Origin of the sequence: Rahnella sp. CFA14(1/10), from assembly GCF_004195095.1 — a bacterium.
GTDB lineage: Bacteria > Pseudomonadota > Gammaproteobacteria > Enterobacterales > Enterobacteriaceae > Rahnella > Rahnella perminowiae.
Genome location: NZ_SEWS01000007.1, coordinates 140,233 through 163,340, shown reverse-complemented (window position 1 = coordinate 163,340; position 23,108 = coordinate 140,233). Strand labels below are relative to the sequence as shown.

General features: G+C 51.9%; 16 protein-coding genes and 1 pseudogene. 11 read left to right on the top strand and 6 right to left on the bottom strand.

What is annotated here, in order from left to right; translation table 11 throughout:
* The first annotated feature begins 77 nt into the window (after positions 1-77).
* From malP to EVX52_RS15400, 3 genes are all read left to right on the top strand, one after another.
* A complete protein-coding gene (gene malP / locus EVX52_RS15410) occupies positions 78-2,480 on the top strand; it encodes a maltodextrin phosphorylase (protein WP_129954433.1) in 2,403 nt (800 codons plus the stop codon).
* Positions 2,481-2,489: 9 nt separating this feature from the next.
* Positions 2,490-4,580, top strand: a complete 2,091-nt coding sequence (malQ, locus tag EVX52_RS15405; RefSeq protein WP_129954435.1) for a 4-alpha-glucanotransferase — start codon at positions 2,490-2,492, stop codon at positions 4,578-4,580.
* A gap of 298 nt (positions 4,581-4,878) precedes the next feature.
* Complete coding sequence (locus tag EVX52_RS15400; protein WP_129954437.1) at positions 4,879-7,059, top strand: glycosyl hydrolase family 18 protein; 2,181 nt, start codon at positions 4,879-4,881, stop codon at positions 7,057-7,059.
* 92 nt (positions 7,060-7,151) lie between these two features.
* Here the strand turns inward: EVX52_RS15400 and malG are convergent, their stop codons facing one another.
* The 3 genes from malG to malE form a co-directional block, all read right to left on the bottom strand.
* Positions 7,152-8,042 carry a maltose ABC transporter permease MalG gene (gene malG / locus EVX52_RS15395; RefSeq protein ID WP_129991619.1) on the bottom strand — a complete coding sequence of 297 codons (891 nt, stop codon included), beginning with the start codon at positions 8,040-8,042 and terminating at the stop codon, positions 7,152-7,154.
* 13 nt (positions 8,043-8,055) lie between these two features.
* A complete protein-coding gene (gene malF, locus EVX52_RS15390) occupies positions 8,056-9,600 on the bottom strand; it encodes a maltose ABC transporter permease MalF (RefSeq protein WP_129991618.1) in 1,545 nt (514 codons plus the stop codon).
* 71 nt (positions 9,601-9,671) lie between these two features.
* The gene (gene malE, locus EVX52_RS15385; protein WP_129954441.1) at positions 9,672-10,871 is read right to left on the bottom strand and encodes a maltose/maltodextrin ABC transporter substrate-binding protein MalE; all 1,200 of its coding nucleotides are present in this window, start codon (positions 10,869-10,871) and stop codon (positions 9,672-9,674) included.
* Positions 10,872-11,237: 366 nt separating this feature from the next.
* Here malE and malK point away from each other — a divergent pair, with 366 nt between their 5' ends.
* The 8 genes from malK to gdhA all read left to right on the top strand — a co-directional run bounded on the left by malK (position 11,238) and on the right by gdhA (position 19,069).
* Positions 11,238-12,347 carry a maltose/maltodextrin ABC transporter ATP-binding protein MalK gene (gene malK / locus EVX52_RS15380; protein ID WP_129954443.1) on the top strand — a complete coding sequence of 370 codons (1,110 nt, stop codon included), beginning with the start codon at positions 11,238-11,240 and terminating at the stop codon, positions 12,345-12,347.
* Positions 12,348-12,373: 26 nt separating this feature from the next.
* Positions 12,374-13,672 (top strand): maltoporin, encoded by a 1,299-nt coding sequence (locus tag EVX52_RS15375; RefSeq protein ID WP_165383756.1) that lies wholly within the window; start codon positions 12,374-12,376, stop codon positions 13,670-13,672.
* Positions 13,673-13,901: 229 nt separating this feature from the next.
* Positions 13,902-14,798 (top strand): maltose operon protein MalM, encoded by an 897-nt coding sequence (gene malM, locus EVX52_RS15365; RefSeq protein WP_129991616.1) that lies wholly within the window; start codon positions 13,902-13,904, stop codon positions 14,796-14,798.
* A 168-nt stretch (positions 14,799-14,966) separates the two neighbouring features.
* Positions 14,967-15,806: an AraC family transcriptional regulator gene (locus EVX52_RS15360; protein ID WP_129991615.1), complete on the top strand. Its 840-nt coding sequence runs from the start codon at positions 14,967-14,969 to the stop codon at positions 15,804-15,806.
* A 51-nt stretch (positions 15,807-15,857) separates the two neighbouring features.
* Entirely contained in the window at positions 15,858-16,295 is a 438-nt protein-coding gene (locus EVX52_RS15355; RefSeq protein ID WP_129954450.1) for a DUF2000 domain-containing protein, read from the top strand.
* Positions 16,296-16,365: 70 nt separating this feature from the next.
* Positions 16,366-17,064, top strand: a complete 699-nt coding sequence (locus tag EVX52_RS15350) for a phosphatase PAP2 family protein (protein ID WP_129954452.1) — start codon at positions 16,366-16,368, stop codon at positions 17,062-17,064.
* Between the two features lie 63 nt (positions 17,065-17,127).
* Positions 17,128-17,613 carry a methylated-DNA--[protein]-cysteine S-methyltransferase gene (locus EVX52_RS15345; RefSeq protein WP_129954454.1) on the top strand — a complete coding sequence of 162 codons (486 nt, stop codon included), beginning with the start codon at positions 17,128-17,130 and terminating at the stop codon, positions 17,611-17,613.
* Between the two features lie 112 nt (positions 17,614-17,725).
* Positions 17,726-19,069, top strand: a complete 1,344-nt coding sequence (gene gdhA, locus EVX52_RS15340; RefSeq protein WP_129954456.1) for an NADP-specific glutamate dehydrogenase — start codon at positions 17,726-17,728, stop codon at positions 19,067-19,069.
* Between the two features lie 697 nt (positions 19,070-19,766).
* Here the strand turns inward: gdhA and EVX52_RS15335 are convergent.
* The 3 genes and pseudogenes from EVX52_RS15335 to EVX52_RS15325 form a co-directional block, all read right to left on the bottom strand.
* Positions 19,767-21,206 (bottom strand): hypothetical protein, encoded by a 1,440-nt coding sequence (locus EVX52_RS15335; protein ID WP_129954458.1) that lies wholly within the window; start codon positions 21,204-21,206, stop codon positions 19,767-19,769.
* A 363-nt stretch (positions 21,207-21,569) separates the two neighbouring features.
* Positions 21,570-22,577 (bottom strand): DUF4238 domain-containing protein, encoded by a 1,008-nt coding sequence (locus tag EVX52_RS15330; RefSeq protein ID WP_129991614.1) that lies wholly within the window; start codon positions 22,575-22,577, stop codon positions 21,570-21,572.
* 73 nt (positions 22,578-22,650) lie between these two features.
* A pseudogene (locus tag EVX52_RS15325) lies at positions 22,651-23,088 on the bottom strand (tyrosine-type recombinase/integrase); the annotation flags it as partial.
* Between the last annotated feature and the right edge of the window lie 20 nt (positions 23,089-23,108).

The window sequence follows — 23,108 nt, the reverse complement described above, 5'->3', positions numbered from 1 at the left end:
CTGACCGATACACACGTCAGCATAGTGATAATCAACATCAGGCTTTCCCTACAAATTCCCCGATAAAGAGGCATGAAATGCAGGTGACTTTAGATAAGACGCAATTTTTAGCCGCGCTGAAACGCCAGTGGCAAGGGTTCGGTTTGCAACAGGCACAGGATATGACACCGCATCAGTGGTGGCAGGCTACCAGTGCCGCATTATCTGAACAATTGAGTGCGCAGCCTGCGGCAAAAGCGACAAAACAGCCTCAGCGCCACGTTAACTATATCTCGATGGAGTTCCTGATCGGGCGCCTGACCGCAAACAATCTGATCAATCTCGGCTGGTATGACACGGTCAGTCAGGCGCTGAAAGAGCAGGGGGTTGAACTGGCCGATGTGCTGGAGCAGGAAACCGATCCGGCACTCGGCAATGGCGGGTTAGGCCGTCTGGCTGCCTGTTTCCTCGATTCTATGGCAACCGTCGGGCAACCCGCGACCGGCTATGGTCTGAACTATCAGTATGGTCTTTTCCGCCAGTCGTTCAGCGAAGGTAAGCAACAGGAAGCGCCGGACAGCTGGCATCGCGAAAGCTATCCGTGGTTCAGCCACAATAGCTCGCTGTCTGTAGATGTCGCGTTCGGCGGCAAACTGACGAAAAACGAAAAGGGCGTTCAACGCTGGCAGCCCGCGTTTACCCTGCGGGGGGAAGCCTGGGATCTGCCGGTGGTCGGTTACAAAAATGGTGTCACCCAACCGCTGCGCCTGTGGCAGGCCACTGACGTACATCCGTTCGATCTGACGTTGTTCAATGACGGTGAATTTCTTAAAGCCGAGCAAAAAGGCATTGATGCGGCCAAACTCACCAAAGTGCTTTATCCGAATGACAATCATGACGCCGGTAAACGCCTGCGCCTGATGCAGCAATATTTCCAGTGCGCCTGCTCGGTGGCCGATATCCTGCGCCGCCATCATTTCCTTGGCCGGAAAATTGAGGATTTACCGAAATTCGAAGTCATCCAGCTCAATGATACGCACCCGACCATTGCCATTCCTGAGCTGCTGCGTATTTTGCTCGACGAACATCAGCTTGACTGGGATGCGGCCTGGGCGATCACCCGTCAGACATTCGCGTACACCAACCACACACTGATGCCGGAAGCGCTGGAATGCTGGGATGAAAAACTGGTGCGCAGCCTGCTTCCCCGCCATTTCTCGTTGATCAAAGCCATCAATGCCCGCTTTAAAAAGGTGGTCGAAAAACAGTGGCCGGGTGACAAAGCCGTATGGGAAAAACTGTCAGTTCATCAGGACAAACAAGTGCGGATGGCGAATCTGTGCGTGGTCAGTGGTTTTGCGGTGAACGGCGTGGCAGCGTTGCATTCCGAACTGGTGGTCAAAGATCTGTTCCCGGAATACCACCTGCTGTGGCCGAATAAATTCCATAACGTGACCAACGGCATCACACCGCGCCGCTGGCTGAAACAGTGTAACCCTGCGCTGTCATCGCTGATTGATGACACCCTGAAAACGGAATGGGTGAATGACCTCGACGCGCTGAAAGGGCTGGAAGGTTTTGCCGACAACAAAAAGTTCCGTCAGCGTTATCAGGCCATTAAGCGTGAGAACAAAATCAAACTGGCGCATTACGTGCAACAGACAATGGGACTGACGCTCAACCCTGATGCCATTTTCGATGTACAGATCAAACGCCTGCATGAGTACAAACGCCAGCACCTTAACCTGCTGCACATTTTGTCGCTGTACCGCCAGTTGCGTGATAACCCGGAAATGGACCTGGTGCCGCGTGTCTTCCTGTTCGGCGCGAAAGCGGCACCGGGTTATTACCTGGCGAAAAATATTATCTACGCCATCAATAAGGTGGCGGAAAAAGTGAATAACGATCCGCTGGTGCGTGACCGCATCAAAGTGGTATTTATCCCGGATTACCGCGTATCCGTGGCTGAACTGATGATCCCGGCAGCCGATGTATCCGAGCAGATCTCAACAGCGGGCAAAGAAGCATCTGGTACCGGCAACATGAAACTGGCACTGAACGGTGCGCTGACCGTCGGCACCCTCGACGGTGCGAACGTTGAGATTGCCGAAGAGGTGGGTGAAGACAATATCTTCATCTTTGGTCATACCGTCGATCAGGTCAAAGCTTTGCAGGCGGAGGGGTACGATCCGCTTAAAATTCGCAAGAAAGACAAGCACCTGGATAAAATTCTCAAAGAACTGGAAAACGGCTTCTTCAGCAATGGTGACAAGCAGGCGTTCAGTCTGATGCTCGACAGCTTGCTGGGCGGCGGCGACCCGTATCTGGTGCTGGCCGACTTTGCGGATTACTGTGCGGCACAGCAGAAAGTGGACGCGCTGTATCGCGATCAGGATGAATGGACGCGCAAAACTATCCTCAACACGTCCCGCGTAGGGATGTTCAGTTCCGACCGTTCGATCCGCGATTATCAGCAGCGGATCTGGCAGGCGAAGCGATAAGGAGCCGGCATGGAGAACAAAGCACTGGAGCAGGCCGCCAGGGAGGCGGGGATCGCCTCTGGTTTTATTAACGCGCACGGTAAACAGCAGGCGATCGCCCCTGAGACCAAGCGTGAGCTGTTATCGGCGATGGGCTGGGAGGCGGGACACAGCCGCCCGGTGACCACACCGGTACCGTCGGTCAAAGTATTTGTCACGGGCAGCCGTCTGGCATTACCGGTCAGCGGTGAAGGCGAATATGCCTGGACACTGAAGCTGGAAAGCGGCACGACGCAAAAGGGGCGGATCAGCGGCAAAATGACACTGGCGCTGCCGGGTAAAATTCCTGCCGGCTATCATCAGCTGACGTTGACACAGGACGCGCAACAGTGGGATTGCCGGGTCATTGTGGCACCGAAACGCTGTTATGAACCGGATGCCCTGCTGGCCGGTAAAAAACTGTGGGGCGCCTGCGTACAGCTCTATACGTTGCGCTCGGAAAATAACTGGGGCATCGGTGATTTCGGTGACCTCAGTATGATGCTGAAAAATATCGCTCAACGCGGCGGCGCATTTGTCGGGCTTAATCCGATCCACGCGCTGTATCCGGCGAACCCGGTGGCTGCCAGCCCCTATAGCCCGTCTTCCCGCCGCTGGCTGAATGTGATTTATATCGACGTCAGTGCGGTAGAAGATTTCAGGCAAAGCGATGCGGCGCAACAATGGTGGCATCAGCCGCTGACGCAGCAACGCATACAGGCGGTGCGCGCGAATGACCGGGTGGATTACGCTAACGTCATGCCGCTGAAATTAGAAGGGTTACGGCTGGCTTACGCGCATTTCCTGGGGCGTAAGCCACAGGATCCGCAGGTGAAGTCCCTGGGTAATTTCGTCAAACAGGGCGGTGAAAGCCTGTATCTGCAGGCTGCCTTTGATGCATTGTACGAGTATCTGGCGAAAGAAAGTGATGTGGCGCTTGGCTGGAACCGCTGGCCGGAAAAATATCATGATGCCCGGGGCCCGGCTGTGAGGGCATTCTGTGAACAGCATGCGCAGGATGTGGAGTTTTATGTGTGGTTGCAGTGGCTGGCGGAAACGCAGTTTACGCAGTGTTACCACACCAGCCAGCAGTACGAGATGCCGATGGGGCTTTACCGGGATCTGGCGGTCGGCGTGGTAGAAGGCGGCTCCGAAACCTGGGGTGACGGCGAGCTGTATTGCCTGAAAGCCTCGGTGGGGGCGCCGCCGGATATTCTGGGCCCGCTCGGACAGAACTGGGATCTGCGCCCGATGGATCCGCATGTGATGGTGAGACGCGGCTATCAGCCGTTTATCGATCTTCTGCGTGCCAATATGACCAGCTGCGGTGCATTGCGTATTGATCATGTGATGACGTTGCTGCGTCTGTGGTGGATCCCGGCTGGTGAAACGGCGGATAAAGGCGCGTATGTACAGTATCCGGTGGATGATCTGCTGGCCATTTTAGCACTGGAAAGTCAGCGGCACCGCTGCATGGTGATCGGCGAAGATCTGGGTACGGTGCCGGTCGAGATCGTCAGTAAGCTGCGCGAAAGCGGTGTGTATTCCTATAAGGTGCTGTATTTCGAACGCGATGAGGAAAACAACTTCCGCGCGCCGCAGTCCTATCCGGTTCAGGCGATGGCAACTATCACCACGCATGACCTGCCGACGCTGCGAGGCTACTGGCAAAGTGACGATCTGGCGCTGGGCAAAACCCTCGGTTTATACCGTGACGAAGCTGTTTTACAGGCGCTGTACGCTGACCGTGCCCGCGCACGTCAGGGGTTGCTCGACGGCCTGCATCATTACGGTTGCATCCCGAAGAAAACCGGGCATAAAGCCGCGCTGATGGAAATGACGCCGGTACTCAACCGGGGTCTGCAACGCTACGTTGCCGACAGCGCCTGCGCCTTGCTCGGTCTGCAACCGGAAGACTGGCTGGACATGGACACACCGGTCAATGTGCCCGGCACCAGCGATGAATACCCGAACTGGCGGCGTAAGCTTTCTCATACGCTCGAAGACATGTTCGCCGACGAGCAGGTGAATAAGCTGATTAAAGATCTTGATAAACGTCGCCGGAAAGTCTCGGTAAATTAAACTGTCATCATTACAAAGAGAGCCATGAGTCATATCATGGCTCTCTTTTTATTGTCTTTTTTATTGTCTTTTTATTTAACTGATAAGAATAAATTAATTTCTTTCCAAAATGTAAATTACTAATGCATTCATCTCGTGAATCAGTTTTTTATGTGATTAGTTTCCGTAAGTTTTCTGAATTAATTAATTAACAGCCATGATTTAATTTCTCTATTAGTATATGTGCCTGTACAAGCGGTTAATTATTTAATTAAAGCCGGTTAATTTTGTAAAGCATTTAATAATAAAGGAAATTAAAATGGAATTTAATAAAATCAGCAAAGCCATGTTAGGTATGGGGATGCTGGCGGTTGCAGGCAGCGCCTGTGCGTTGGAAGCCTGGAATGGTCAGGAGGGCGGAGACACCATTCAGGTTATTTTTGATGGCTCCGTCTATCAGAATGCCTGGTGGGTGGGGGCAACCAATTGTCCGGTCACTCCGGACGCACCAGAAGGTTCTAACCCGTGGAATTATGTCCGTGATGCAACTCCGGCGGAAATCACGCAATATGGCAACCCGACCAGTTGCGACATTCCAGGCTCCGACACCCCTACTTATCCTGCCTTTAGTGCCGATAAAGTTTACCAGGAGGGGGATATTGTTTCTGCCGGCGAAACCAATTATCAGGCCACGACCACAATACCTGCGAATTCTTTCGCGCCTGATGTCCGCAACCCATGGCAAGCTTATATCCCGGCGAAACCGTGGAATGCTGAAACCGTTTATAATGAAGGCGATGTGGTCACTGTAGGCTCGCAGAGCTATGAGGCCTTATTTTATACAGTAGGTAAGGATCCGGCAGATGTTGCCAATCAGAACCCGGACGGGGTCAATGGCGCACCCTGGAAGCCATTAGACGCATCAACACGATATACCGATGAGGAACTGGCCGCTGCGCCGGTATTCGATGCCTCTAAGCTGTATGCCGCGAATACACTGGTTCGATTCCAAAATCAGCCGTACGTTTCCCAGGCTAAAGTTCAGAAGGTTTCACCAACCGATATCAACACCTGGAAAGCGATTGTCGACTGGACTGGCACGAAAGATCGCGTCGGTACAGCAAAAAGTGACTGGCCAGCGCATGTCTATGCTCCTTATGTTGACTTCACGTTAAACGATATTCCTGATCTGGCTAAACTGGCCACGGAGCAGGGTATTAACCATTTCACTATGGCATTTGTGGTGGCGAAAGACACAGACACTTGTATGCCAACCTGGGGTACAGCATACAATCTGCAAAACTACGCCCAGTATTCAAAAATCAAAGCATTACGTGAAGCTGGCGGGGACGTTATGGTTTCCATTGGTGGTGCAAATAATGCGCCTCTTGCTGCTGCCTGTCACAATATTGATGACCTGAAACAGATGTATGTGGATATCGTTGAAAACCTGAATCTGAAGGTACTGGATTTTGACATTGAGGGGGGGTATCTGGCTGATAGCGCCATCGTTCAGCGCCGGAATACTGCTGTAAAAGCGGCACAGGATCAATGGAAAAAAGACGGTAAGAAAATCGCAGTCTGGTACACATTGCCTGTTCTGCCTACCGGTCTGACGGCTGAAGGCATGTACGTGCTGAACGATGCGAAAGCGAAAGGCATCGAACTGGCAGGTATTAACATCATGACCATGGATTATGGCAATAGTATCTGCCAGTCCACAGGTACTGAAGGTCAGAATATTCATGGTCATTGTGCGACTTCTGCTATCGACAATATGTTCCTTCAGCTGAAAGAAATTTACGCCGATAAAACTGATGCGCAAATTAACGCCATGATGGGCACTACGCCGATGATCGGGTACAACGATGTGCAAGGTGAAACCTTCTATCTGTCAGATGCCAACATTGTGATGGAACAGGCGAAAGAACGTAATCTCGGGATGATCGGTATCTGGTCTATGGTCCGCGATCAGCCAGGACCTGCGGGCGTTGTAGAGGCCACCCATAGTGGTCTGACCGAAGAACAGGCACCGAAGTATGCGTTCAGTAAGGTGCTTTCACAGTTTGCTCAACCAGACGCACCGGATGATACCTGCTGCCATCAATGGGAGGAAAATGGCCATTATGGTGAGCGTGGCAATATCTATGTTTACGACAACCCTTATAACCATCAGACTGAATATTTCTCCGCCGCCAAAACCGGCCAATATTGGTATTTCCCAACCAATAAAACCAACAATGCTGACTGGATTTATTTAGGCACTGATAAGGAAACAGCAAAAACCAATAACGAATCGTTAATGGGTTATGCACAGTGGGGAGAAAACGATCGTAAAGCGAGCCTGGGAACGACGTTTATTTACAGTAATCCTTACAACGGTCGCCTTGAGTTATTTACCTTGAAAGCGACAGGAAACGATGGCCGTTATTGGTACTTCCCAACTAATAAAACCGACAATACTTACTGGAAGTATGAGGGAGAAGTCGCCTTCAAATAAATTGTCGGTGTAATAAATAAAAAAGGGCGGCCATTCGGCCGCCCAAGACACAGGGAATTGCTCAAGTATTACAAAGCGCATTAGCCTTACCGTTAACCTTTCACTCCCCCTGCCGTTAAGCCGCCCACCAGCCAGCGTTGAGCAATCAGGAACACTGCCGTAATCGGAATGGCAGACAGAATCGCCGCCGCGGCAAAGTCACCCCACAAATAATTTTGCGGATTCAGATATTGCTGCATGCCGACCGCCAGCGTGTAGCTGTTGACGTCACGCAGCAGTAACGATGCCACCGGCACTTCGGTAATAGCCGCGATGAACGACAGAATGAACACCACCGCCAGAATAGGTACAGACAGCGGCAAAAGCACCAGACGGAATGCCTGCCACGGGCTGGCACCATCCAGCGCGGCCGCTTCTTCCAGCGAGCCGTCGATGGTTTCGAAATAACCTTTGATGGTCCAGACGTGCAGGGCGATACCGCCCATATAGGCAAATATGACACCGCCATGCGTATTCAGCCCGAGAAACGGCACGTACATGCCGAGACGGTCAAACAGGGCATATAACGCCACCAGTGACAGCACCGCCGGGAACATCTGGAAAATCAGCATCCCTTTGAGCAGCGAACTTTTACCGCGGAATTTCATGCGGGCAAAGGCGTAGGCGCAGGTGGTAGAAAGCGCGACGATGCCGACAGCGGTAATCCCGGCGATCTTGACCGAATTCCACAGCCACAACATGACCGGAAACGGCGGTGGCGTGATGCTGCCGTCGCTGTTGGTGACGGCAATCCCGAGTGCCAGTTTCCAGTGATCCCACGAGACCTGATCCGGGATCAGACTGCCGGTGGCAAAGTTACCCGGGCGCAGCGAAATGGCGAATACCATCAGCAACGGGAACAGGATCAGCGCCAGAAAGCACAGCAGTAAAAGGTGCGTCATCAGCAATCTGACTTTCTGCGACTTCGGTTTAACCATGGGCATTGTCTGTTTCTCCTTAGTCGAATTTCATGCGTGATGCTTTCAGGTTCACGATAGCCAGCGCACCCACCAGCAGGAAGATCAGCGTGGCAATCGCCGCCGCCAGCCCGAAGTCCTGCCCGCCGCCGCCTTCAAAGGCGATGCGATAGGTGTAGCTGACCAGCAAATCGGTATGACCCGCTGGCGTAGTGGTGCCGAGCATGTCCGGCCCGCCGTTGGTCAGCAGTTGGATCAGTACGAAGTTATTAAAGTTAAACGCGAAACTGGCGATCATCAGCGGCGTCAGCGGTTTGATCAACAGCGGGAGCGTGATGCGAAAGAAGTTCTGCATCGGCGTCGCGCCGTCCATTGCGGATGCTTCGTAAAGATCGTCTGGGATCGCTTTCAGCAGGCCCATGCACAGGATCATCATGTACGGATAACCGAGCCAGGTGTTGACGATAATGATCATGCTTTTGGCGGTCCACGGATCGCTGAACCATGCCGGTTTGATACCAAACAGCGCGCTGAGCATCAGGTTTATTTCACCGAAGCTCTGATTGAATAACCCTTTGAAAATAAGAATCGAAATAAATGCGGGAACGGCGTAAGGCAGGATCAGCAGGATACGGTACGCCGCTTTGCCCCTGAGTTCTTCCCACTGTACGACGCAGGCCAGCACCATGCCGACCGCGACGGTGAGCACCACGGTCAACAGGGCGAACACCACGGTCCAGACAAAAATGGACAGGAAAGGTTTCTGGATCCCTTCGTCATGTAGCACGCGCAGGAAGTTGCCCCAGCCAATGCCGACGGTAAAGCCCGGGCTGAGTTTTTCAGCCTGCCATTCGCCCTGGGCGTTTACAGCCTGATAGAAACCGGTGTCCATATTCGGGCGGTAAATCGTGCCGGTTTGTACGTTGGTCAGTTGCTTCTTATCTTCACCGGGTTTGTACAACGCCTGCGTGCCGGAGAACTGGCGCAGTGAGCTCATGCGCAGCATTTCGCCGTCGGGTAATTTCGCTGAGATCAGACCGAGCGCCAGACGGTTTTGTGTCACCACCCGTAATCCGGCTTTTTCAGCCGATGGCGCGGTTTGCGGCAGCATGTCCAGCGTTTGCGGCGCCTGAGCGTTGAAAGCAAAAGGCGGGGAAACCAGCGTCTCGCTGTTATCCGCTGACGTCAGTGCCAGTTGCCATTTATCACCGGCGGGGTAGAGGGCGAAATTCAGCACCTTGCCGCCCTGGAATTCACGTCCCATCAGCACAGACTGTGCGCGCTCAAAGGTCAGCTGATTAGTACTGCTGTAGTTGGTGAAGGCGATTGCGATGGTGCAGATCAGCGGGAACAGCACAAATAACAACATCCCGGCCAGACCGGGGTATACATAGCGCCACGAATAGGCGCGGCGGTTGCCATAAATGTATAAGCCGACACCGGAGAGGATCAGGGTCAGAATGGCAAAAAGGGTTTCGCCCTGCGCATACATCAGCACGATCAGATAACCGGTAAAGCAGGCGAGCAGGGCGATGATCAGCCATTTGAACGCATTGCTGAACGGCCGTTTTTTGGCTCTTGGCATAAGGACAATCCTTGTGGTGGCGGTGTGCAACCCGTGAGTTGCGCACCGTTCATTGAGCTAATGCTTTGGCATTACTTGGTAATGCGTGTTTCTACGTCTTTCAGCGCTTGTACAACGGTTTGTCGGCCATTTACCGCGTTAATGATTGCGCTGCGTTCTGCATACCAGAAGGCGCTCATCTGCGGGATATTTGGCATGATTTCACCGTTCTTCGAGTTAGCCATGGTGGCAGCAATGCGCGGGTCTTTTTCCAGTTTTTCCTGATAAGACTTCAGCGCCACGGCACCCAGCGGTTTGTCCTTGTTCACCACAGCCAGACCGTCATCAGTGATCAGGTAATTTTCCAGGAATTCTTTCGCCAGTTCTTTGTTCGGGCTGGCGGCATTGATACCGGCCGTCAGTACGCCGACGAACGGTTTAGACGGTTTGCCGTGGAACGTTGGCAGCAGCGTCACGCCGTAGTTGATTTTGCTCTTGTCGAGGTTTGACCATGCCCACGGACCGTCAATGGTCATGGCGGTCTGGCCTTTGTTGAACGCGGCCTCAGCAATGGAGTAATCGGTGTCAGCATTAATGTGCTTGTTTTTCACCAGATCGATAATGAATTGCAGACCAGCCTGTGAACCTGCGTTATTCACGCCGGTGTCTTTAATGTTGTATTTACCGTCTTCATATTTGAACGCATAACCGCCATCAGCCGCGATGATCGGCCAGGTGAAGTACGGTTCCTGCAAGTTCCACATGATGGCGCTCTTGCCTTTGGCGCGTAGCTCTTTATCCAGCGCCGGGATCTCTTCCCAGGTTTTTGGTGCTTCTTTAATGATGTCTTTGTTGTAAATCAGTGACAGCGCTTCAACCGCGACCGGATAGCCGATCAGCTTGCCGTTGAAGGTGACTGCATCCCAGGTGAACGGGAACAGTTTATCTTTAAAGGTCTGATCCGGGCTGATTTCAGCCAGCAGGCCGGATTGTGCGTAGCCGCCAAAACGGTCATGTGCCCAGAAGATGATGTCAGGGCCGCCGCCGGTGGCGGCCACTTGCGGGTATTTTTCTTCCAGCTTGTCAGGATGCTCTACCGTCACTTTAATGCCGGTGTCTTTTTCAAATTTCTTACCGACTTCCGCCAGGCCGTTATAGCCCTTGTCACCGTTAATCCAGATGACCAGTTTCCCTTCTTCTATTTTGGCGAACGCGGAAGATGACAGCACCAGCGTAGCCAGCGCCGAGAGTGCCAGTGTGTGTTTAACAATCTTCTTAATGCTGAGGGTCATAATCCAATCCTTTTGTAGTCGGTTTTTTTATCGTCTGAGACGGAAAAGACAGGGTACGACGCCAGTGTGGATTCAACCTGTCGGCGCTTCATCATCCCCCTCTCTACGCCCCCGTCTCTCAGAATGTGATCCCGCCGACACTCTCAGGCGTTATGTGGCTCATCACTCAAAATTATGCTTCGTTTTTTGCCATTCAGATCACGAATTTGATTTTTGGTATGAACTTTCATCCGTTTACGGGAAACCGTCATCCTCCCTGCTCCTCCCCCATGAAAAACTTTGTTACGGATGATTACGATAACCGGCTAATCCTTCACTCTCCGTTGCATCGAGTTTTCTCGCTGGCAACAAGTACAGGAGTTCAGGATGGCGAGCGTTTCCCTTAACAGCGTGTACAAAGCCTTTGGCGATACCGTGATTTCCAGTGATATCAATCTGGAAATAGAAGAAGGCGAGTTTGTTGTGTTTGTCGGGCCGTCCGGCTGTGGTAAATCCACGCTGCTACGCATGATTGCTGGTCTGGAAGACATCACGTCCGGTGAATTAAAGATTGGCGATAAACGCATGAACGAAGTACCGCCCGCCGATCGTGGCATTGGCATGGTGTTCCAGTCTTATGCGCTTTATCCGCACCTGTCCGTGGCAGAAAACATGTCTTTTGGCCTGAAGCTGGCCGGTGCGAAAAAAACCGAGATCAGCCAGCGGGTGAATCAGGTATCCGAAGTGTTGCAATTGGCGCACTTGCTGGACAGACGCCCGAAAGCGCTTTCCGGCGGACAACGTCAGCGCGTGGCGATTGGCCGTACGCTGGTTGCCGAGCCGACGGTTTTTCTGCTTGACGAGCCCCTTTCTAACTTAGATGCCGCGCTGCGTGTGCAGATGCGCATTGAAATTTCACGCCTGCATAAGCGCCTGAAACGCACCATGATTTATGTGACTCACGATCAGGTCGAAGCGATGACGCTGGCCGATAAAATCGTGGTGCTCGATGCCGGACATATCGCTCAGGTCGGTAAGCCGCTCGGGCTGTATCACTATCCTGCCAACCGCTTTGTCGCCGGTTTTATCGGCTCTCCAAAAATGAATTTCCTGCCGGTGAAAGTCACCGGTGCTGAACCTGCACGTGTGCAGGTCGAGTTGCCAAACCGCCAGCAAGTCTGGCTGCCGGTGGAGGGGACCAACGTTAACGTCGGCAGCAACCTGTCACTGGGTATCCGCCCTGAACATCTTCTGCCAAGCGACGTCGCTGAAGTGACGCTTTCCGGCGAAGTGCAGGTTGTCGAGCAACTGGGTAACGAAACACAGATCCACATCCAAATTCCGGCAATTCGTCAGAACCTGGTGTACCGCCAGAACGACGTGGTGCTGGTAGAAGAAGGTGCAACATTCGCCATTGGTTTGCCGCCACACCGCTGTCATCTGTTCCGCGAGGATGGCACTGCATGTCGCCGGTTACACCCAGAACCTGGTGTTTGAAAGCACGCGATCCCCTACAGGAGAAAATGATGATCACAATGCGTAGTTCTTCCCTGGCGCTGGCAGTGGCTGCTGGCATCCTTTCTACACAAGCAATGGCGGTAGATTTCACCGGTTATGCCCGTTCGGGTATTGGCTGGACCGGCAGCGGCGGCGAACAGCAATGTTTCAAAGCAACCGGTGCAGACAGCAAATACCGTCTTGGTAACGAATGCGAGACGTATGCAGAGTTGAAACTGGGTCAGGAAGTGTGGAAAGAAGGAGATAAGAGCTTCTATTTCGACACCAACGTGGCGTATTCCGTCTCTCAACAGAACGACTGGGAGTCAACCGATCCGGCTTTCCGCGAAGCCAACGTGAAGGGTAAGAACCTGATCGAATGGCTGCCGGGCTCCACCATCTGGGCGGGTAAGCGTTTCTACCAACGTCATGATGTTCACATGATCGACTTCTACTACTGGGATATTTCAGGTCCTGGTGCGGGTCTGGAAGATATCGATCTGGGCTTCGGTAAATTGTCTCTGGCTGCAACCCGTAATACCGAAAGCGGCGGTTCATACGGTTATATTGCCGACCAGCGTAACGAAGTGCCAACCTCCAACGACGTGTTCGACGTGCGTCTGGCGGGCCTGCAAACTAACCCGGGCGGCGTACTGGAGTTAGGGGTGGATTATGGTCGTGCCAATGCGCGTGACGGTTATTCACTGGCGGATGATGCCACCAAAGACGGTTTCCTGGTCACTGCGGAACATACGCAAAGCATTTACAACGGCTACAATAAATTCGTTCTGCAATATGCTTCTGACTCCATGACCGATCCGGGTCAGGGCACGGCAAACGGCCACTCTAATGGCGCAGCCATCAATAACAACGGCAGCATGGTGCGCGTTCTCGATCACGGTGCTATCGACTTCAACGACACCTGGAGCCTGATGTACGTGGCAATGTATCAGGACGTTGATCGTGATAACAACAACGGCACCACCTGGTATACCGTCGGTGTCCGTCCGATGTACAAATGGACCCCGATCATGAGTACCTTGCTGGAAGTGGGTTACGACAACGTGAAATCTCAGCGTACCGGCGACAAAAATGGTCAGTACAAAGTCACCCTGGCGCAACAATGGCAGGCTGGCGACAGCATCTGGTCACGTCCGGCCATCCGCGTGTTTGCCACTTATGCGAACTGGGATGAAAAATGGGGTTACGACACCGATACCGGCACAAACAATGGCTTAGCGATGAATGATACCAGCACCCGTACCTTCAGCCGTGGTAATGACGATGAAGTAACGTTCGGCGCCCAAATGGAAATCTGGTGGTAAATTTTTCCTTCCTCCTTCGCGCTGCCGATGCGTTGGCTGCGCGTCCTCGCCCCGGTCACGTAGTTGTCTACGCTCCCGGGGACTTGGACGCTTGCCGCCTTCCGGCAACCCGAAAGAGTTTGGAAAAATGGCAATGTAAGCTTTAAAAATCGCAGTAAAGAAGATGTGCTGGCTGGCGGATTGTCGCTGATGACCGCCAGCCTTCATGGTGATTTCAAAGGAACCAATAATGAAAAAGAATCTGCTGTCACTGTGTCTGTCGCTGAGCCTGTTGGCTGCTGTCCCTGCGGGAGTGAATGCTGCGCAAAATGATGCGAATACGGCACCGGCTATTTCCAGCCAGACCTTACGCAACCTTTCATGGACGCCGCTGGTTCCGCCAATGACGCAGGATGTCACGCTGGGCACGTCCAGCGCTGAAATTAATCAGGGTGAAATTCAGGGTGCCGTCGGGGCTTTCGCATTACCTGCTGACCGTGGCTCGCTTGAAATTACACTGACCAGTATCGCGACCGGTAAAACCGTGTATGCGCCGAATGTTCTGGTGCTGGATGAGCAGATGCGTCCGGCGGCATTTTATCCTTCCAGCTATTTCCCGTATCAGAAACCGGGGATCGTATCGAGTGACCGTCTGGAAGGCACACTGAAACTGACGCCGGCGCTGGGTCAGAAACAAATTTATTTGCTGGTGTACACCACCCGTCAGGATCTGGCAGACACTACGCAGATGGTCAACCCGGCGAAAGCCTTTGCGGCAGGGGTAGGTAATGCGGTGCCGGATATCCCGGATCCGATTGCCCGTCACACGCCAACCGGCACGCTGAGCCTGAAAGTGACCGCTGAGCAAAAAACCGGCAACGTGATGATCGGCCAGATCTTCCCGTCATCCGCACCTGCAGCGGCAGCACCGGTCGTCGTCGGCAGCACACAGGCTCCGGCACCTGCGGCAGCCCCGGCAAAACCGTCTGAGCCAATGCTCAGTGATTCCGAAACTTACTTTAACGACGCGATTAAGAAAGCAGTGAAAGCAGGGGACGTTGATAAAGCCCTGAAACTGCTGGACGAAGCTGAACGTCTGGGTTCCAAAACCGCCCGTAAAACCTTTATTGAAAGCGTGAAGCACTAAGCTTTTCAGCGCATCCCCCGAGAAGAAGCTGGCAGTTTTTGTTAGCGCCTCCCCCTGCGAAGGGGGAGAAAACCGCCCAAGCCCGGTCATCCCGATACCCGTTTGCCTTCATTTCTTTTTCTCCCTTCTATTTGTTACCCTGTTGTTAATTCATTCAGCGGGGGATTTATGGTGTCTGCAAACTGGGTCGATTTATCGAAAGATAAAGACAGCGGGATCGAGACGATCCACGCCCATTTCGAAGGCCATGCTTACGATCCTCACTGGCATGACAGTTATCTGGTCGGTGTCACCCAGTACGGTTTGCAGCAGTTCAGCTGCCGCCGCCAGAAGCACCAGAGCCTGCCGGGTAAAGTGTTTATGCTCGAACCAGGCGAAATTCATGACGGCGATGCCGTGCAGCCCGGCGGTTTCACCTATCACATGTTGTATCTCGATCCGCAATGGCTGTGCCGTGAACTGGCGGCACGGCGTGATTCCCTTTCTTCGGCCGGTGATCCGAGTTTCGAAAATACCTTAGCGCAGGATCCGCAACTGGCACTGGCGACGTCGCAGGCATTTCAGGCGCTGCATGGTAAAGACCTGCGCATCGTGCGTCAGACCGCGCTTGACGCGCTGCTCAGCGCGCTGGGCGGTCATCTCACCTGGCAGCCGCCGCGCTCACAAGGCGTTGCACCGTGGTCACGGGTGGCGCATCAGGCACGGGAATATCTGCATGCCCATCTGCACGAAGATATCGGTCTTGAGCAACTGGCGGCAGCGACCGGCGAAAGCCGTTTTGTAGTCAGCCGTGCGTTTAAAGCTGAATTTGGACTACCGCCGCATGCCTACCTTATTCAGCTGAAACTGACCCGTGCCCGCGAAGGTCTGGCGCGGGGACACACACCGGCAGCGGTGGCGGCGGATTTAGGCTTTGCCGATCAGAGCCATCTCGGGCGCTGGTTCCGTCGTGCATATCAGCTCACGCCTGCGCATTACCGGCGTTTATGCACAAATCTTCCAGATTGAGAAAAAGCGACAGGCTAAGCTCGGCACTCAACTGAACCGGAGCCTGTCATCATGAATACGTCTGCAACAATTCTGCCCCCGTCCCCGGAACGCTGTGTGATTGTGATCAATCAGCAACTTGCCGCCGGACACGCCGCCAATGCCGCCGCCGTACTGGCCCTGACGCTCGGGCAACGCCATCCGTCGCTGGTAGGCGCACCACTGGTTGATGCCGATAACCGCGAGCATCCGGGGCTGATCCCGATTGGTATCAGCGTGCTGGTTGCCGACAGCGAACAGCTCACGCAACTCCATCAGCATCTGCTTAATGACGACGAAATGGATGGTATTATTTTCCCGGTCGGGGGACAGCAGACCACTGATTATGCTGCCTTTCGCGAAGCTGTGTCTGTTGTAGCGACGGACAATCTGCAACTGCTGGGTATCGCGCTGGCGGGCAAAAAGAAAGTGGTGCGTAAACTGACCGGCAAACTCGCTTTGCTCGGCTGACGCCTGTCATTTAAGTGTCACACTTGTTCTCTACTCTCCTGATATTCAAACTAATATCAGGAGTTTTCCCGTGCGTAAGACCCTCGTTGCTCTGCTGCTTTTCACCCTCGGTTCCACGTTTGCCGTCCAGGCTGCTGACGAAGCCAAACCCTTTATCACCAGCCAGGAACTGGATCTGACCAAATATCTGCCCGCGCCACCGGCGGATGATTCGGCGCAGACCAAAGCGGAACTGAAAGAATTGCTGGAAATTCAGGCCACCCGTACACCGGAGCAGGAAAAAGCGGCGATTGCCGATGCTGAGGAAAACGTCTGGCGTTTTGCCGATGTGATGGGGCCGGACTTTGATGCCGCAAAACTGCCGAAAACCGCGGCACTGTTTGATCGTATTGTTGCGACCGAAGATGTGGTGGACGATCACGCCAAGAAAGCCTTTAACCGCCCGCGTCCTTACATGCTGGATGAACAGATCCATCCGCTGCTGAAAAAATCCAAATCCGGCTCATGGCCTTCCGGTCATTCGACTATCGGTTACCTGATGGCGACCGTGCTCGGTGAAATGGTGCCGGAAAAACGTAATGCGCTGTTTACCCGTGCAGCCGGTTATGCCGAAAACCGTCTGGTGGCTGGTTTCCATTACCGTTCTGATACCGTGATGAGCCGCACCGGTGCTGCGCTGATTGCCCAGAAAATGGAAGAGCAACCGGATTTCAAAACCGAATTCGACGCGGCGAAAGCGGAAGTTCGTGCACAGCTTGGTCTGAAATAATTTTCGTCAGTTCCTGCCTTTCCGGTAAAGTATGGGGCGTAAAACTTGCAAAGGAAGGGACTGATGGAATACAGATTCAAGCGGATGGCATCACCGGTCGGGTTACTTACACTGGCGGCGAAAGGCGACAAGCTGACCGCCATTTTGTGGGAATGTGAAATCGACGGACGCGTGCCTTTGGGCACGATGCTGGAAGACCCTGCGTTTCCGATTCTGCTGAAAACCGAACAACAGCTGAACGAGTACTTTGCGGGTGAACGTACACGTTTTGAGCTGGATCTTGATTTCACCGGCACCGAATTCCAGAAAGAAGTCTGGGCGGCGTTGCTGGAAATTCCTTTTGGTGAGACGCGCAGCTACGGCGAAATCGCCCGACGCATCGGTCGCCCGAAAGCGGTTCGCGCCGTGGGTGCTGCCAATGGTCGCAATCCGATTTCTATCGTGGCGCCCTGTCACCGGGTAATCGGTTCTTCCGGCAAATTAACCGGCTTTGCCGGCGGACTGGAGAACAAGTTGTTGTTACTGAAGCTGGAAGGCCGTAAATCGTAAGGTTTTTATTGGGGAATAAATTGCTTGATGTCCGCTTGTTAGTCGATGCATAGTCAAAAAATAAGCAGTAAATAAAAAAGACAACATCACCTACAGACGGAGTTTTAAATCAATGGATCAGATTCAATCCCTCGGACAGTTTTTATCCTCAGTCCAGCAACGCGACCCGCATCAGGTCGAATTCTCTCAGGCCGTACGTGAAGTCATGACCACGCTATGGCCTTTCCTCGAACAAAATCCACAATACCGCCGTTCTGCATTGCTGGAACGTCTGGTTGAGCCGGAACGTGTCATTCAGTTTCGCATCGCGTGGGTGGATGACAAAAACCAGGTGCAGGTCAACCGTGGCTGGCGTGTGCAGTTCAGTTCAGCCATCGGCCCCTATAAGGGCGGGATGCGTTTCCACCCGTCGGTCAATTTATCGATTCTCAAATTCCTCGGCTTCGAGCAAACCTTCAAAAATGCGCTGACCACGTTACCGATGGGCGGTGGCAAGGGCGGCAGCGATTTCAATCCGAAAGGCAAAAGCGAAGGCGAGATCATGCGTTTCTGTCAGGCGCTGATGCTGGAGCTTTACCGCCATCTGGGGCCGGATACGGACGTGCCTGCGGGCGATATCGGCGTCGGCGGGCGTGAAGTCGGATATATGGCGGGGATGATGAAAAAGCTCTCCAACAATACCGCCAGTGTTTTCACCGGCAAAGGCTTGTCGTTCGGTGGCAGTCTGATCCGCCCGGAAGCGACCGGTTACGGGCTGATCTACTTCACCGAATCGATGCTCAGACGTCATGGCCTGGATTTCGAAGGCATGCGCGTGGCGGTGTCCGGTTCCGGCAACGTCGCGCAATATGCCATTGAAAAAGCCATGTCACTGGGCGCACGCGTGATCACTGCATCTGATTCCAACGGCACCGTGGTTGACGAAGCCGGGTTCACCCCGGAAAAACTGGCACTGCTGACGGAAATCAAAGCCAGCCGCGACGGTCGCGTGGCAGATTATGCACAGAAACTCGGGCTGACGTATCTCGAAGGCCAGCAACCGTGGAATGTGCCGGTGGATATCGCATTGCCTTGCGCCACGCAAAATGAGCTGGATGCATCAGCGGCGCGTGTGTTGATCGCCAACGGCGTGAAAGCGGTGGCCGAAGGTGCGAATATGCCGACGACAATTGAAGCGACTGATCTGTTCACCGATGCCGGTGTGCTGTTCGCGCCGGGTAAAGCGGCGAATGCGGGTGGCGTAGCGACCTCGGGACTGGAGATGGCGCAGAACGCCGCCCGTCTGAGCTGGAAAGCCGATGAAGTCGATGCGCGTTTGCGCCACATCATGCTGGATATTCACCAGTCGTGCGTCGAGTACGGCGGCGAAAGCCAGCAGACGCAGTATGTGCGCGGGGCGAATATTGCGGGCTTCGTCAAAGTGGCAGATGCCATGCTGGCGCAGGGCGTGCTGTAAGCCAGAGTGTCACCTGAAGGACAATGAATTTAGCCAATAAAAAAGCCGACTTGAAAAAGTCGGCTTAGTCATTTGATTTTAAATCTAAAATTTGGTGGCCCTTGCTGGACTTGAACCAGCGACCAAGCGATTATGAGTAACAAAAAAATCCTAGTAAAATCATGTATTTATTTTAATAAACAATGATATAGCTTGCCAGTAATTGCCTGTGTTTGCCGTGATACACCAATTGAATCGCCATTTTATCGCCATTGTTTTCTATGTCTCATGGAGACGATGCGCTACGGTTAGACGGTCAGCTTTGTGCTGTGAATTCAACTGGTCGATGCAAACGTTGACCAGTCAGTAGGAGTTGAAAGGTCTGCTGTCATCGGACCTCAGCAGCCAGGCCCGAAACGCATTTTTTCGCTGTTCGACGAAGTCTATCGGCTCGGCGTTTAGCGGAGTTGGGCTGACGACCCGGCCTGTCGGGGCCAATGGGTTTGAAACGCAGTTGACACTGATCTACCAGATGACTAATCCGGCGTAACAACTGCAGAACAACAATAATAACGTCTGTTTGAATATCAACCATAGCAATAAGGCATAGAAAATCGTCAGAAAGCGCAGGCTAAGCGGGATGATCGGTTCATCAGCACCGGTTTGCTCCGGCCCGAAGGGCCGTTCGCTTTAGGAGATATGGAGCAACCTCATCAGACTAGCCTTTGTCATTAGACTGCGGAATAAGATCAAGTGTCTTTCTAGGCGTAAATTCATTAATCAGGCACTGATAAGTTATTTGGGCCACATCGCGCCTATAGGCCTGCGCCTGCTCGCTGAGCATGCCTGTCGCTAATAATCGTTTCAGGAAATTACGGGTATTATAGTTTTCATGTTTACTCTTCTGCCAGTCTCTCAATATTTTTACCCGGAATCGTCTGAATTTTAATAACTTCGCTATGCTCGGTTTTGAGTTGCTGTGTATTTTCCTTACTCTGCGCAGACCTGAAACAATTTTGATTCGGTTTAACGCATTTTGAGCACAGGACATCATTTCGATGGCAATATATTGCAGATTCGCGTTCGTATTATTCCAGGAATCTATATCCGCTGAAGGAGGTTCTACATTACGCAGACGATTATCATACTCATCTAAACACTGAAGTAAGCGGTTCCCGTATTTATACATTATCGCGTAACGCTGTAATTTCTCAACCTCACTTGAATCGCCCCAAACCTCCGCCTGCTCAATACTCTGCATAAACTGGTTTTCAATGATGGTGGCCTGTTCATTCTGTTGCTCAGTAAGCCTAGTGTTTGCTTCACGCAGGTTATTTGTGAAGCAATCAACGGTAGCGCTAAGTTGATCGCTAACACCGCGCCTTTTTATCATTGCGCGTAGGTAAGGGTCATTCTTTCTGCCCTGAACAATAGAACTGTATCCATAAGTTCCTGGAGGCAGAGTACTCGTATCTACAAATGCATCAGTAACAACCTTCAAGCGGCATTCTGGCAGTAAAAAATCATTTGGCGATACCGTGTGTGGATGCAAGTCATTAGAGAATAGATCAAGGCCAAGGGTCGAGAAAAAAGTCGCGACCAGCTCTGAACAGAATGCACCCCTAGTGCCCTCATCAACACGGCAGCACTCTACTGTTTGAGCTAAACCTTTCAGGAGAAGATGGTATGGGTTGGGTAACGTCACGGCTTCAAGCAGCCGTGGCACAGCTGAATAAGTTTTAAAAAAATCATTTTTCTGGAGCTGTATTGACGCTTGACACATCTGGGCCTCATCAATATTTTTACACTCAGGGTGACGCAGTAAAACGCAGCTCTTAGGATTATCAGGAATACAATATACCGTCTCAGAGGTCGACAGTCCTTCCTGATAAAGACTCATTGGCATGATACGGGTGAAACCGACTCCGGCTGTGTCAGATTCAGCAAGAAAAAGATCTGTGAAATCAGCATCCCCTCCCGGGATCCAAATAGCGGCGTGAGAATATTGTCCCCCACTCATCATAACAATCAATGAGCTAAATGGGTTGTTCCCCCGCACCAACAGAACGTCACCGGGTTGCAGTTTGCTTTTTCTGAGCAGAGGACCGCTGTCCTGCAATTCGCTGAGGTCAAGCTTAATAGAGGCTGTATTATGCATTAGCTTCCTTGTGGGACGTTAAGTCACTTTCCTGATTAAGTAATCGTAATTTAATTCAACTTGTAAATATAAATACAGCAATTTCTTAGGGGCCCCAGTGGATAAAGCATTTGACTGCCTACACACAGGTTGCGACCCAACTGCAGTGACCTACTCCCAGTTGATTAACACTGGACAATGTTAATAATGCCTACCCGGCGGTGATAACAATTGCGAACTTCCGTTTTTTGCTCATGGCTGACCGAGGTCGTTGTTACCTGTCCCAGATGTGAGTGTCGATGCTTTGGGCGAATACAGTCGATGAGGCCGAGTAGTTCTATCATAATATTCTCCTCCTTCACTTTATCCTTTGTTATGTAAGCGTTATGAAACAATAGAGCGTGGGCCGCAAGTCAGCTCTGGACATTCATCAAGCAACTTTCCTATATGCTCAAAATCATCCTTTTGGCTGAATATGAACTGCTCTGCTCGCCAGACCTGTAAATTATTCAGGTGGGTCAGCCGCCACTCCTCAATATTAACCAGTCGTTTGTCCAGCAAACACTTTAGGAAGTCGAGTCTTTCAAAAATCTTTAAGTCTTTGCCGCCAATGTTATTTACAATACATTTATAGATGAATTTTCGCTCTTCACTGAGAACGTCATTCAGCGAAGGGCAAACCATGGCCAGCATCAGTGTTGAGGACAAGGGGATATATATCTGGATGCCTTTCAGGGCTATTCCTGTATTACTCCTATCGCTGAACTCATTTTCGTTATACAGAGTAACGGGATTATCAGAAATATAAAATGGTTTATCTGCAGTTGTTTCAAACAGCAGCCATTCCTTGTCTATAAGCACTGCCACCTCAAAATCGCAGTTAGCAATTTGACCCAGAAAATTGCCCTTGGTATTTTGCTCAAAGCGCTCTTCGCTGAAATAATCTTCGAACTCACCACTGGTTATGCCTCTTGACTTGAGCGCATTATAAAGCCCCTGTGCTATGTGCTTCTGGTTCTCATACTCACCTCGTGAACGGAGGTGTTGCACAGTGACAAACTGGGCCAGATTGAATTTTTCTTCCTCTGAGAGTCCCTGTATGTTCTTCGTGGAGATAAGCCTCTGGATCACCGACGCACCTCTGCCTTCATAGAGACACAGCAGGGATTCAAGGCTGACAGTCGTGGGCTGTTCGCGAAGATTGTAAAACCGTTTATGAACAGTTGCATCATTCACGCTCATTTTCATAACCCGACGGGTTTGTTTATTAAAAGCGAATATCTGACCGCCCCGTTTACTTTTCTCCGTATTGATGGCGAAATGCTGAAGCAGAAATCTCGGTACGGTGTGCTGCCTGATAACGTCTGTGTGAAGTAATCCCTTATTCTCCATAATGCTCTCCGGTATATAATTAAGGAAGGTCAACTGTTCAATTTATACGCACCTGCTACAGAGCGTTGTGAAATCAGATAATTGTTAAAGGATTAAGCCTTAATGCTTCTTCAAGGTGTTCCGGTGCGAAATGAGAATATCGCATAGTCATTTTGATATCTGTATGTCCAAGCACCCTTTGCAGAACTAAAATATTACCGCCATTCATCATAAAGTGAGATGCAAAAGTGTGACGCAGTACGTGCGTTAACTGACCTGCGGGCAACTCAATATTTGTACGCTCCAGAGCGGAACGGAAAGCGCCGTAGCAATTTTTTAACAATCTCCCTTTTTTCACTTCTGGCAAAGAGTCATAAAGATCTTCACTTATAGGGATGGTTCTATTTTTCCGGCCTTTTGCCTTTGTGTAAGTGACTTTATATTTTGTGACCTGGCTTCTATTGAGTTCTTCTGCTTCTGACCAGCGTGCGCCAGTTGATAGGCACAATTTAACAATACAAACTAGGTCAGGGCGAACAGGCATTTTTTGAT